The sequence below is a fragment of the Bifidobacterium animalis subsp. animalis ATCC 25527 genome, assembly GCF_000260715.1.
In the GTDB taxonomy this organism is placed as follows: Bacteria; Actinomycetota; Actinomycetes; order Actinomycetales; family Bifidobacteriaceae; genus Bifidobacterium; species Bifidobacterium animalis.
The window spans coordinates 779,065-792,350 of sequence record NC_017834.1 but is presented as its reverse complement, the minus strand read 5'-3'; the positions used below and the strand labels follow the sequence as shown (position 1 = coordinate 792,350).

Genomic DNA, 13,286 nt, shown 5'->3' with positions numbered 1-13,286 from the left:
ACGGTGTTTTCCAATCACGATTCAACGGTGTCTTCAATGGAGGGAAAAAGAAGAGGCGGTGCAGACGAATTCCGTCTGCACCGCCTCCAATTCGGCGTTCGTTGTCTCGACTGTTATTCGGCCTCACTCGCCGCAGCCGCAGGTTCGGGCACGACATCCTTCGACTCGTCCCCTTCGCCTGCTGCCGGGAGCTCGAAAGGCTCGCCGCGGAACGTAAACTCCCCGAGAATGCCATCACCTTCGGCATCGACGATCACACGTTCGTTGTCGTGCAGATCGCCCATGAGGATCTTCTCGGAAATGGTGTCTTCAATATCACGCTGAATCACACGACGCAGCGGTCGGGCACCAAGCAACGGGTCGAAGCCCTTTTCCGCGAGCAGATCCTTGGCCTTGTCGGTCAGGTCGAGTTCCATATGACGTTCGAACAGACGATCGTTGATCTTCGTGACATCGAGATCGACAATCTGACGCACCTGCGGTTCAGTGAGCTGGCGGAACACGATGATGTCATCCAAACGGTTGAGGAACTCGGGGCGGAACTGCTGCTTGAGCTCGCTCGACACCTGGTCCTTCATGCGCTGATAACTCGACTCGGTGTTGCCCCCCATCGTGAAGCCCGTGTTGGCGGTCTTCGCGATGTCACGCGTGCCCAGATTGGTCGTCAGAATGATGATGGTGTTCTTGAAGTCAACCTTGCGGCCCTGACCATCGGTCAGGTGGCCATCATCCAGCACCTGCAGCAATGTGTTGAAGATGTCGGGGTGGGCCTTTTCAATCTCGTCGAACAGCACGACGGAGAACGGCTTGCGGCGCACCTTCTCGGTGAGCTCGCCGCCCTCCTCATAGCCAACGTATCCCGGAGGGGCTCCGAACAGGCGCGAAGCCGCGTACTTTTCTGAGAACTCCGACATATCGACACGAATGAGTGCGTCCTCATCGTCGAACAGGAACTGGGCAAGGGCCTTGGCAAGCTCGGTCTTGCCCACGCCAGTGGGGCCGGCGAAGATGAACGATCCCGCCGGACGCTTCGGGTCCTTGAGTCCCACACGCGTACGACGGATGGAACGAGACAGCGCAGAAACAGCCTCATCCTGACCGATGATGCGCTTATGCAGTTCCTTCTCCATCGACATGAGCTTCTTGGACTCCGCCTGGGTGAGCTTGAACACCGGAATGCCCGTGCTTTGCGAGATCACCTCGGCGATCACATCCTCATCGACGACCATACGGACGTCGGATTCGCCCTCACGCCAGGACTTCTCCTTCTCCTTGCGCTCGGCCTCAAGCTTCTCCTGCTTGTCGCGAAGCTCGGCAGCCTTCTCGAACTGCTGGTCCTTGATCGTCTGGTCCTTCTCCTTGGCAATGCGCGCGATGCGATTGTCGAGTTCCTTGAGCTCGGGGGGCGCGGTCAGGCGCTTGATACGCAGACGCGCACCCGCCTCGTCAATCAGGTCGATCGCCTTGTCGGGAAGGTTGCGGTCCTGAATGTACCGTGCTGAAAGTTCAGCGGCGGACTGCAGCGCACCATCGGTGATCGTCACATGGTGGTGATTCTCGTAACGTGCACGCAGGCCCTTGAGAATCTCAATCGTCTCGGCGATTGACGGTTCCGACACCTGAATCGGCTGGAAGCGGCGTTCCAGGGCAGCATCCTTCTCGATGTACTTGCGGTACTCGTCGGTGGTCGTGGCGCCAATGGTCTGGAGTTCGCCACGTGCCAGCATCGGTTTGAGCATATCGGAGGCCCCGAGGGCACCATCCGCAGAACCTGCTCCTACGATCGTATGAATCTCATCGATGAACAGCACGATGTCGCCGCGAGTCTTGATCTCCTTGAGCACTTTCTTCAAGCGCTCCTCAAAATCGCCGCGATACCGCGATCCCGCGACCATGGAACCCAGATCGAGCGAATACACCTGCTTGTCCTTGAGCGTCTCCGGCACGTCACCGGCAACGATCTTCTGCGCAAGCCCCTCGACCACCGCCGTCTTGCCCACACCCGGCTCGCCGATCAGCACCGGATTGTTCTTCGTACGGCGCGAAAGCACCACCATGACGCGTTCGATCTCCGTGCTGCGGCCGATGACCGGGTCGAGTTTGCCGTCCTTCGCCTCGGCCGTCAGGTTGCGCCCGAACTGATCCAGTATGGCGGAACCGCTCTGGCTGCGCTTGTCCTGCACGGAACCCGCGTTGGCCATGTCGCCCTTGTCACCCTCACCGTTGCCGGAGTTGCCGCGGATCATGTCGATCGTGGTGCTGCGCAGGTCGGAAAGATCGACATCCATCTTGATGAGCACCTGAGTGCCCACGCCCTCACCCTCACGGATGAGGCCCAACAGAATATGTTCGGTTCCGATGTAGCTATGCCCCAGCTGCAACGCTTCACGCAGCGAAAGCTCCAGCACCTGCTTGGCGTGCGGAGTGAAGGGAATGTGGCCTGTTGGAGCCGCAGTGCCCTTGCCGATCATCTCCTCGACCTGCTTGCGGGTGTCTTCCAACGTCACGCCTTTGGCCTCGAGAGCCTTGGCGGCCACGCCATCTCCCTCACGAATCAGCCCAAGCAACAGATGCTCGGTGCCGATGTAGTTGTGCTGGAGGGCACGAGCCTCTTCCTGCGCGAGCACGATGACCCGGCGCGCACGGTCGGTAAACCGTTCGAACATGCTTGTCCTTCCATAATCAATACAATTCCAAACCACTCTACAGAATTCATGGAACGTTTATTTCCGGTTTCCCGCGAAATTGCGGGATAGGCGTAGACGGCGCGTGCCGCATACGCCAGGTGAATGGTATGTATACGCTGAACAGGTTCGTCTATTGTGTTATTCCCGCCATTGCATTCCGCGCCGCGAGGCAGACCGGGGGCAACGCACCCTTTCCGGGCGGTTCATGGATATGCGCCGGAGCATGACACCTCCAACTGCTTACACTATGCTTAGGTGATAGTGATTATTCGACCAAAGGCAAGGAGATGTCATGGAACCGGCAACAGTGCAGTCGCTGAACCCACAGGGAGATCTGGTGGTGGGTGTGGATGGCTCTCAGGAATCGTTCGGCGCATTGCGTTGGGCGTTGCGCCAAGCCGCCCTTTCCGGGCAGACCGTGAACGCCGTGTACGGCTGGTCATACTCATGGGACATGGGCCCTGAACCCACCACCGACGACGAGCTTGCGAAACTGCGTACGCAGATTGCCGAGAAACTGCGGGATTGGGTGAAGGACGCAGCCGAGGGCATCGACATCTCCTCCGACCAGATCCGCCTTACTTCGTTCCGTGCCTCCGGCGCATCTGCGCTGCTTGAGATTGGCAGCGACGCCCAGCAGATCGTCGTGGGGCGGCGCACACTCGGGCGCGTCGCCCGCTGGTTCTCCGGCTCCCTGTCTTCCTCGCTTGCCGAGGAATCGCAGATTCCAGTGACGATCATTCGCGTGGAGAACGAGGATCAATCGGTGCAGGATGAGATTGCCAGCGCGCTGACGCCCGGTTCTCAGGAGGTCCACTTCGAACTTCCCGCCCCCGACACGCCTCGAACAAGTCGTCCGATCGTCGTAGGCGTGGACGGATCGGACACGTCCCGTCGAGCACTCGAGTTCGCCGCATGGTTGGCGAACCTGAACCATGCTCCCCTCCATGTGATGTACTGCTGGCAATTGAAGGACATGACCGGGATCCCCGGCTATGAGACAAGCGTGCCGCCGCTCGATGTGGCCCAACAGCATGCCGAGCAGGTGGTGCAGGAGCTCATCGCGTCAAGCACGTTGCCCGAAGGGCTCCCCATCAAGACGGACGTCTTCCATATCAGCGCAGGCAAGGGATTGGTAAGCGCCTCACGTTACTGCCGCCATATTGTGGTGGGTTCCCGCGGGCTCTCCGGTGCCGATGCGCATTTCCTGGGTTCGGTCTCCAAGCAGCTCATCAACCTCGCGGAATGCAACCTCACCATTGTGCACTGATACTCGGTTGTCTGCTTCCACCCGAGATATCGGCACCATGAATGAGCAGATGGCCTTGCGCTGACACGCCATCTGTTCACCTTGAGCGACACCTCTATTGCCGCAACCAGAGCCACTCCCTACACTGGGCTCTGGTATGGCAATGGATAGGTGAGTGGTTAATGAGTACGGATGACGAGTCTGCAGACAATGTCGGCGAAACGAGCGGCCAGATGACCGCAGACCCAGAGTCTGCGAAGCAATCGACAACGGACGATCAGGATGGAATGCACGGCGCGGCAGTCCCGCCATCGTTTCCCCCACACCATGATGAGGCGGATCCGGCCGAAAACACCCATGCCACGCGGCACCCTTCGGAAAGCGCCCGTGGCGGAACCAGACGGCGTCTGCCCCTGCATATCACCACGATTGTGCTCGGTGTCATTGTGATCCTAATCGCCGGATTGTACCTGTATGCCAATGGGAACATCTCGGGAACGCCCCGCGCGGCTGCGATGAGCGATTGCCGAGCCAACGTCTCCCATGCGAATTCGGCGCGCAACCTGCTCACCACCGCGGTGGGTGATGCGAAAACGTACCGGGCATCGCATGTCACAGATATGTCCGACGAGCAACTGCGCAATGTGACCTCGTATCTCGACCAATCCGCACAGCAGCCTTCGGTGCCGTCATGCTCAATCATCGCCAACGATGGCGTTCTGCAAACCAATGCCGTTAACGCCAAGAAGCTCGCACAGAACGCCACGACGCTGACCCATGACCTGCTGTTGGCGACGACCGGCGTGCTTCCCCAGGAGCTGCAGGGCGATGGACAGGCGGATGCGCCCACATATTCGCCGTCAGATACGCAGGAACCGACCGAATCACCGGAGACACGCACCTCCCCCAGCGCCGATTCCAACGCCCATGACATGACATCGGACGATGCGCAATCGCAGAACGACGAAGGCGAAGCCGGGGAATCCGCATCCCCTTTGCCACAACCATCCCGCACTTCCAAGCCTTCTCCGGAACCCAGTCCCTCGCAATCCGCCAGCGCCTCACCAGCCTCCGGGAACGCGGGCACCGGCAAGCACAAATCGAAGGAGGCTGACACTACGACATCCTCGCCATCCACAGGAAACGGTTCAAACACCACGAAATCCAGCGGAACGGAATCCGGGAACGACATGTGATCGACCCGATATTGCATACGAATTCAGAAGGGTGTCTTTCATATGGATTCACATATGAAAGACACCCTTCTGAATTCGTATGGCGTTTTATTCGCCAGCTTCCTCCGCAATCACCGTCTCGCTGGTGCGCACCGAATCAATCTGCTTGGAATCTTCGCCCTCGGGTATCTCTGCGGCAGCGGGTGGCTCCGCTGTAGATCCTCCTTCCGGTTCCTGCGCGTCGGAAGAATCCTGCGGCGGTACCGACTCGACACTGAACGCATTGACGTCGGATGGGTCATCGTTCGTACTGAGCGTCTTCTGTTTGAGTTCTGCCAGCGATTCCGCATCGATCTCATCCAGGCTTTCGAGCAGTTCCTCATCCTTGCGCTCGTCACGGCCCTGCTGGGCCACCACATCAATATGCAGATCATCATAGGCGGGCTTTGTCTGCACCCACATACGACTCGGCTCTGGCGGACGAATCTCGGAATGTTCTCCACAACCATGATCCACTGAGACCACTTTCCCGTCATCCGGGCTCCAACGGTTTGCGCATACGCCGAACATCGTTTTGAGGCTTCCGGTGAGCGGAATGAAGAACCCGCAGGTTGAACACAAGTTGCCATCGGCGGTTTTCGTGGAGAGCGACTTGGGGCCATGGGGACCTTCATACCAACGCTGCGCCGTCTGCGTCTGCCCCAATTCCGAAAGCACATGACGCCTCGACAGGTCGAGTTCCTCGACGGCCTCCACCACATCTTCAACGGCGGTCAACGCGTCAGCCTGCTCATCGGGGGATCCCGCCTCCTGAGACTCCACGGCTTCAGCCGCCTGCTGTTCGGCATTGAGCTCCTCCGTGCGGCTGACCGCCTCGTCAATGCTGATGCCATCATCAAGCCGTTCATCGTCCTCCGAAGTACCGATTGAATCGGTCACGGAGAGGTCACTGGGAAGCAGACGATCCTTCCAAGGCACCCATTTCGGTGGCAGAAGGGCCTTGTCCGTGGGGATCAGCGACGATTCGTCGATGGTCCAATGGTCGAGCTCGACATCGTGGTACAGCGTCACCGACCACTGCCAGCCCTCGTATCCCTTCATGAGCGCCTCGAAGCGGAAATCGGTCACACCATCATCGTGGGACTCGCTGGTGACGAACTCACCAACATCCTCCGGTTCATGCGCGGTGTCGATTGCCTCCGCCCTCGCCAAGGCGATGGGATCGAATTCACTTGTTGCCATATCAGTCCTGTACATCGAAGTCATCGGCCACGGCACGCAGCAGTGTGGCCAGCTTTCGGCTATCCGCCGCCGACGGGTAGCGGTGGCGTCGCAAACCATTGCCGGCGGAGTCGAGGAGCTTGATGAGATCCTCCACAATGGCGGCCATGTCATCCGGTTTCGGCCTGGTGGCCTTCACCAAGGATGGCGCCGAAGCGACCATGGTGACCCCCATGGCGACCTGTCCACGGTTGCCCTCGATCACCGAATACTCTACCTTCGCGCCTTTTCTCGGGTTTCTCACTCCCTGCGGCAATGCGGTCTGGGGCAGGAACACATCCTTGCCGTCATCGCCTGCAATGAATCCATAGCCTTTCTTCGCGTCAAACCAACGAATGCGTCCGCTGGGCATGTTCACCTCTATCGTCTCGAATATGTGCGGCCCCGCCGCATACCAAAAGTTCATTCTACCGCCAGCGCGCAACGCTGGCAAAACCATTGCAAGCTTACGCGGGGGCTCACCTAACAACCAAGCTACCCCGTGCGCTATTCCGGTACAAGCCCTCTGGAGCCTTGGGCGAACGTCGCCCCGTCAGTCCGTGCCGGCCTCCATGGGCAGAATGATCGTGAAGGTTAGCCCATTGCCCTCGGTCGGACTGGCATAGATGCGACCCCCGTGCGCATTCACAATTGACAACGCGATGGCGAGGCCAAGGCCGGTGCCGCCCTTCTGACGATCCCTGGATGGATCGGCGGTGTAGAAGCGTTCGAATATGTTGTGCAGCGATTTCTCAGGCACGCCAGGGCCATGGTCGCGTAACACGGCCACCGCGTACATGTTCAGAAGCTTGCCGGACTTGCTTTTGCGAGCCCTCTGCAACAATGCTCCAAGCATGTCGCCGTCCTGAGGCATTGCGGCGAGTTCCTCGGGGGTACGGCTCGACTCTATGACGCCCAGACCGATGTCGACGGGCGAATCCGAAGGAGTGTAGCGGTGGATGTTGCCCACGATATTTGTAATCACCTGATGAAGCCGAGTGGCGTCACCGGTCAATGCAATCTTCGGCAACGGCCCCGGAGTCTCGCTCAGCTTCGGTTTCCTCGGCACACTCAGATCGAGGTCGAGTTGCATGGTGGTGATTTCACGATCCGGATCGAGTGCATGAAGGTCATCCACGGAATCTTGCATCACCGAGGTGAAATCGACACGCTGATTCATTGAGACGCCGCGCCCCTCATCCAAGCGGGCCAACGAGAGCAGATCCTCGACCAGCACCGTCATGCGCGAGCTCGATGCCTCGATATGAGAGATGGCATCATCCGCCCGTTCCAACGTTCCGGGCGCATCCCGTTGCATCTTGTACAGTTCGGCATAGCCATGGATGGCGGCAAGTGGCGTGCGCAACTCGTGACTTGCGTCGGAGACGAACTGCCGCATCTTCTGTGTCACGGCCTCCTGCTCATGGAAACTTCGCTCGATTTGCGTGAGCATGCTGTTGAGCGATCTGGCCAGCGAACCTATCTCCGTGGATTCACCGCTTTCGGGCACGCGTTGGGAAAGGTCTCCGGCCGCAATCTTTGCAGCGGTCTTCTCGATTCGTTTGAGCGGGCTCAGGGTGCGTTGTACCACCAGTGCGCCCAAGGACCCCCCAAGCAGCACCACGGCTATGCTCACCATGATGCAGAACCGGGTCAATGTGCTGATCACATCAATCTGGTCACCCAGCGAGAGGCCTATATACACGATGCCGAGATCCTGGAACTCCCCCTTGCCTGATTTCGTCAGACCCTTGAGGGCCACAACGCGCCAGGGGCATTCGGCGAACTGCATGGTGGCATGATCGGGAACTCCCACCACGTTCTTCGTATTCACCACGGCAGGCGTGGTGAACGGCACCCCGAGTTCATGGCCGTCCAACGAACCGTCATCCGGCAGCTTCGGACTGGAGACTACACCATCTTTGAGCACTGGCTGCAACATCACCGCCGATGAGCCGGTGTTGGTGTTATACACCTTCACGTAATAGCTTGTGAAACCGTTTTGGGTGTTCGCGTCCGTATTGAGCATCTGCGGGAACACCAGATCCGCCTGCTCCAACAACTGCTGATCCACACGCTCCATCAGATAGCTACTTACCAGCCACCGTATGGAGAAGGTGATGACGATGGTGCCGATCGAAAGCATGACCACAATGATTGACATGAGCCGCACGCTCAACGGAATGCACTCATTGAGCGCAGTAAGGCGCTGTGATCGGTGGAAGTGCGGCTGATTCTGCGAGGATCGCCCTTTCTTGGCATCGGCTGCGGCCGCCTGGGCCAACGGCGTGTCTTTCACCGCTGATTTCGGGGAGGGTAACGCCGAATGATCTCCGCCCGGTTCCCGTGGCTGTTGCCCCATGTCCCCTCCGTCTACTTCTGTGCCTTCGGTGCACGAATCATGTATCCGATGCCGCGCTTCGTCTCGATGAGCGGGGTCACTTTATGCGTGGTGCCATCCTCATCGGTCACTGTGACGTCGTCCACCTTCTTACGCAGGTATGAGATGTATGATTCCACAATTGCGGCGTCGCCACCCCAATCGTATTGCCATACATGGTCGAGAATCTGCGCCTTCGAGAGCACACGGCCCTCGTTGTCCATGAGGTAGCGCAGCAGCTTGTATTCGGTGGGGCTCAGATCTATGGTCTGCCCGGCGCGGGTCACATCGTGTGAATCCTCGTTGATCTCCAGATCACCGACGCGAATGATCGGATCATCCTCCACCTGCTCGCGGGTGCGACGCAGTATGGCGCGGATGCGGGCGACCACCTCCTCGAGGCTGAATGGCTTGGTCACATAGTCGTCACCGCCCACCGTCAGGCCCATCACCTTATCCTGCGTGTCGTCACGCGCGGTGAGGAACAGCACCGGAGCCGTGATGCCCTCCTGACGAATGCGTCGAGTGACGGTGAATCCGTCGATATCGGGCAACATCACGTCGAGAATGATCATGTCGGGTTTCGTACGACTGATCACCTCGATGGCCTCGGAGCCGGATGCCGCCGTCTCCACCTCATAGCCGGCGAAATGCAGCGACGCGACGAGCAATTCGCGAATGGAGGGTTCGTCATCGACAACCACGATTGTTGCTTCAGTTGCTTTACTCATGGCACCTATAATCACGCAACACTCTGGAAGTTTTCTGAATGCTCTCTGAAAACTTAATTCGGACGTTTGAACCGTTCGTCGTCACGCGGTGGCGCGGCATGTCGGCCACGCCGTGGGGCACCCGTTTCAGACGTCTCGGGAGCCGGATTCCGATCTTCCTCCGTCTCTTTGCCTTCGGATTGCCCAGCGGCCTCCTCCGGGGCCATGGCAGTGACATCAAGGTCATCATCGGCGTTGTCCAACTGCATGGAGTCGTCGTTCCGCGTCTTCCCAACCGCCTCGGTCTGCTTGGAGTCTTCGCTCACTTCACGCTTACGACGCATGAAGATCATGACCAGCACGACAACGATGAGCACGACAAACACAATGATCATGACGATGATGCTCACTGAACTCACGGCATGGGTGGTGGCGGTCGATTTCGCGCTGGCAATGGCATCCATCATGTCGATGGCGGATTGGGACCAGTTCGGCCCCTGCCCAGCCTGCTGATCGAGCAGCGGTTTGCTCGCGGCCTCCGAAAGCTGGTCCACGGTGCTTTGGCTGCGAAGCCATTCGTCGGAATTCGGTGAGACCACAACGACGAGATTGCCATCATGGGAGGCCACCGCAAGCATGACGGTGTTGGCTGGAGGGTTGAGCGACTCCAACAGTTGAGAGGCCCATTGTTCCGGCTTCTCTGTGGTATTGAACGATTCGAGGTAGAGCAGACGCACCGTCACGCCCGTCTCCTGCTTCGTCCGATTCGCCGCATCGATCACCTTGGTGAGATTGTCGCCAAGCAGGTTCTGCGGATCGGTGATGTACCCCTGAGAGTCCTCCACCGAGGCACTCGGACTCGACGATTCGCTGGCAGACGGCGACGGGGAATCATCTGCCGCGGCCATTTGGGCACCAGTGGCGCCTACGAGGAGCGCCGCGAACAACATAATGACGGAGAGAACCGCCGTCCAGACGCGGTCCTGCCGCTTGAGGCCCCCGAAGTTATCCACAATGACCGGATCGTCACCACGTCCTCCGACCACAATTGCCTGTTGCGCTGTCCATTCATTGTTGTTCGCCATAAATTCAACAGTAGCGGGAGAGCTGCACGTTGTCCCGCGGTTTTTATTACAACGAACACGATGCAAAGGAGCATGCAATGTCACAATACCAAGTCGATTCTGAACGCATCGCCGCCTCGAGCGCGGCCGTCTGCTCATCTATCACCGCCATCCGCGATGCGGTCACCACCATGTATGCGAACCTGAATACCCTGCAGGATGCATGGCGCGGAGCCGCCGCGGCGCAGTTCAACATGGTTGCCACCGAATGGCGTCGCACCCAGCAGCAAATGGAGCTATCGCTCGAGGCCATGCAGCAGGCCCTGACGCAAGCCTCCACAGTTTATGCGGATGCCGAGATGCAGGCGACACGGCTGTTCGCGACATCGTGAGGTCGCCTCGAGCTGCGCGATCAGGAAGGAACACATAGAAAATACATACAAAAGAGGTGGGGTGTTCTGCAGATCGATCTGCGGAACGCCCCACCTCTTTTCTATGTATGTCCCGGAACGGTACCGGAAAGACCCTAGATCAGTAACCCATGTCCTGACCGGCGGCTGGTGCCGCTGCCGGCTCCGGCTTGTTGGCGACAACCGCTTCGGTCGTCAGGAACAGACCCGCGATGGAGGCCGCATTCTGCAAAGCAGAACGAGTCACCTTGACAGGATCGGTCACACCGGCGGCCATGAGATCCTCATAGGTGTCAGTTGCCGCATTGAAGCCCTCGCCCTCAGGCAACGAACGAACCTTGTCTATCACCACGGCACCAGAGAGACCTGCATTTTCGGCAATCTGCTTAATCGGAGCCTCGATGCCCGAGAAGACGATCGCGGCACCGGTGGCCTCGTCGCCTTCGAGGTTGAAGTCCTTCTCAACCTTCTCAGCAGCTTGCACCAGCGCGACGCCGCCGCCTGGAACCAGACCCTCTTCGATGGCAGCCTTGGCGTTGCGCACGGCATCTTCAATGCGGTGCTTGCGCTCCTTGGCCTCGACCTCGGTAGCCGCGCCGACCTTGATGACGGCAACGCCACCTGCCAGCTTGGCCAAACGCTCCTGAAGCTTCTCACGATCGTAATCGGAATCCGTCTTCTCGATCTCGGCGCGAATCTGAGCGACGCGTGCGGCCACATCCTCCTTGGAGCCGCCACCGGAAACGATGGTGGTCTCATCCTTGGAGACAATGACCTTCTTGGCGGTGCCAAACACCGACAGGTCGATGGAATCGAGCTTGAGGCCCAGATCCTCCGAGACGACCTGACCGCCGGTCAGAATCGCCATATCCTGCAGCATGGCCTTGCGGCGGTCACCGAAGCCCGGAGCCTTGACGGCGCAGGACTTGAAGGTGCCACGGATGTTGTTGAGAATCAGCGTGGGCAGCGCCTCGCCATCGACATCCTCGGCCACGATCAGCAACGGCTTGCCGGTCTTCATCACCAGTTCGGCGATGTGGACCACATCCTGCTGCGAGGAGACCTTGCTCGAGGTGAGCAGAATGTACGGGTCATCGAGCACGGCCGTCTGGTCTTCCGCATTGGTGACGAAGTAGGGGGAGATATAACCCTTGTCGAAGCGCATGCCCTCAGTGAAATCGAGATCGAGGCCGAAGCGGTTGTTGTCTTCGACGGTGACGACGCCATCCTGTCCGACCTTGTCGAGAGCCTCGGCGATCTTCTCGCCCACCTCGGGGTCACCTGCGGAAATCGTTGCGGTTGCAGCGATCTGCTCCTTGGTCTCCACCGGCTTCGCGGAAGCGACAAGCTGCTTGACGAGAGCGTCGGAAGCCTTCTCGATGCCGCGGCGCAGGGCGATCGGATTGGAGCCGGCCACCACGTTCTTCAGGCCCTCATGCACGAGGGACTGAGCAAGCACAGTTGCAGTGGTGGTGCCATCGCCGGCGACGTCATCGGTGCGCTTGGCCACTTCCTTCACCAGTTCGGCACCAATGCGCTCGAACGGATCCTCAAGATCGATCTCCTTGGCGATCGAAACGCCATCGTTGGTGATGGTTGGCGCGCCATAGGTCTTGTCAAGCACGACGTTGCGGCCCTTGGGACCAAGCGTCACCTTGACGGTATCGGCCAGCTTATCCAGGCCGGCGAGCATACCCTGACGAGCTTCCTCATCGTATTCAATGATCTTTGCCATTGTTCCTCCACGAGAAATTCATGCTTACCCACTTGGGTCCGAGACGGGCGTCAGCTCCCGCACCCGTTCCCGAAGTGCTACAGGGCAGATTAGCACTCTCAGTGGTCGAGTGCCAACTTTTCGGACCGTCTTTTGCGCTATGGGCTAGATGACGGCGTTTCGGGAATATCGGGGCAGAGTCTCGCGCAGATATCGTGAACGAACTCCGTAACCGTTCAGGAATGACGAATCTTGACCACCCTCGTGGCAAGTTCACCCTTGTCAGTGGGCTTGCTGTCGTACTCCACCAAATCCCCCTGGCGAAGCGCCTTGAACCCCTCGGCCTCGATGGAGGAATAATGGACGAACACATCCGCCCCACCATCCTCGGGAGTAATGAACCCGTAGCCGCGACCTACATTGAAGAATTTAACCGTTCCCCTTGGCATACCCTTGTATCTTCCTTCGTGAAGGACTCCGTGAAGGCGAACGACTCATGAGAGGAACGCAACGCAAACTTCCCCGATTTGCGGCCCGGAACCATCCACCCCTTCCCCATGATAGTTATGAGGGGGTATTAACACAGCTTCGGCGTTTCAAACCGGTTCTTATATAAGAAAATACCGCAGAACGCGCA

The 13,286-nt window shown here is 58.9% G+C and carries 11 protein-coding genes; 3 read left to right on the top strand and 8 right to left on the bottom strand.

Annotated elements, in window-relative coordinates:
- Positions 1 to 113 precede the first annotated feature (113 nt).
- Positions 114 to 2,666: an ATP-dependent Clp protease ATP-binding subunit gene (locus tag BANAN_RS03345; protein WP_004218154.1), complete on the bottom strand. Its 2,553-nt coding sequence runs from the start codon at positions 2,664 to 2,666 to the stop codon at positions 114 to 116.
- 313 nt (positions 2,667 to 2,979) lie between these two features.
- On the opposite strand from BANAN_RS03345, the gene BANAN_RS03340 reads away from it, so the two are divergent.
- Positions 2,980 to 3,957, top strand: coding sequence for a universal stress protein (locus BANAN_RS03340; protein ID WP_014697532.1), 978 nt, complete (start codon positions 2,980 to 2,982; stop codon positions 3,955 to 3,957).
- 161 nt (positions 3,958 to 4,118) lie between these two features.
- Positions 4,119 to 5,132, top strand: a complete 1,014-nt coding sequence (locus BANAN_RS03335; RefSeq protein WP_014697531.1) for a hypothetical protein — start codon at positions 4,119 to 4,121, stop codon at positions 5,130 to 5,132.
- A gap of 87 nt (positions 5,133 to 5,219) precedes the next feature.
- Here BANAN_RS03335 and BANAN_RS03330 read toward each other — a convergent pair whose 3' ends face one another.
- From BANAN_RS03330 to BANAN_RS03310, 5 genes are all read right to left on the bottom strand, one after another.
- Entirely contained in the window at positions 5,220 to 6,353 is a 1,134-nt protein-coding gene (locus tag BANAN_RS03330) for a DUF3027 domain-containing protein (protein WP_014697530.1), read from the bottom strand.
- Position 6,354: 1 nt separating this feature from the next.
- Entirely contained in the window at positions 6,355 to 6,744 is a 390-nt protein-coding gene (locus BANAN_RS03325) for a cold-shock protein (protein WP_014697529.1), read from the bottom strand.
- A 180-nt stretch (positions 6,745 to 6,924) separates the two neighbouring features.
- Positions 6,925 to 8,670, bottom strand: coding sequence for a sensor histidine kinase (locus BANAN_RS03320; protein WP_014697528.1), 1,746 nt, complete (start codon positions 8,668 to 8,670; stop codon positions 6,925 to 6,927).
- A gap of 74 nt (positions 8,671 to 8,744) precedes the next feature.
- A complete protein-coding gene (locus tag BANAN_RS03315) occupies positions 8,745 to 9,482 on the bottom strand; it encodes a response regulator transcription factor (protein WP_014697527.1) in 738 nt (245 codons plus the stop codon).
- A 53-nt stretch (positions 9,483 to 9,535) separates the two neighbouring features.
- Complete coding sequence (locus BANAN_RS03310) at positions 9,536 to 10,546, bottom strand: hypothetical protein (RefSeq protein WP_014697526.1); 1,011 nt, start codon at positions 10,544 to 10,546, stop codon at positions 9,536 to 9,538.
- Positions 10,547 to 10,623: 77 nt separating this feature from the next.
- On the opposite strand from BANAN_RS03310, the gene BANAN_RS03305 reads away from it, so the two are divergent.
- Positions 10,624 to 10,917: a WXG100 family type VII secretion target gene (locus tag BANAN_RS03305; RefSeq protein ID WP_014697525.1), complete on the top strand. Its 294-nt coding sequence runs from the start codon at positions 10,624 to 10,626 to the stop codon at positions 10,915 to 10,917.
- Between the two features lie 139 nt (positions 10,918 to 11,056).
- Here BANAN_RS03305 and groL read toward each other — a convergent pair whose 3' ends face one another.
- Both groL and BANAN_RS03295 read right to left on the bottom strand, forming a co-directional pair.
- Positions 11,057 to 12,670, bottom strand: coding sequence for a chaperonin GroEL (gene groL / locus BANAN_RS03300; protein WP_004218937.1), 1,614 nt, complete (start codon positions 12,668 to 12,670; stop codon positions 11,057 to 11,059).
- Positions 12,671 to 12,885: 215 nt separating this feature from the next.
- Entirely contained in the window at positions 12,886 to 13,098 is a 213-nt protein-coding gene (locus BANAN_RS03295; RefSeq protein WP_014697524.1) for a cold-shock protein, read from the bottom strand.
- Positions 13,099 to 13,286: the final 188 nt, after the last annotated feature.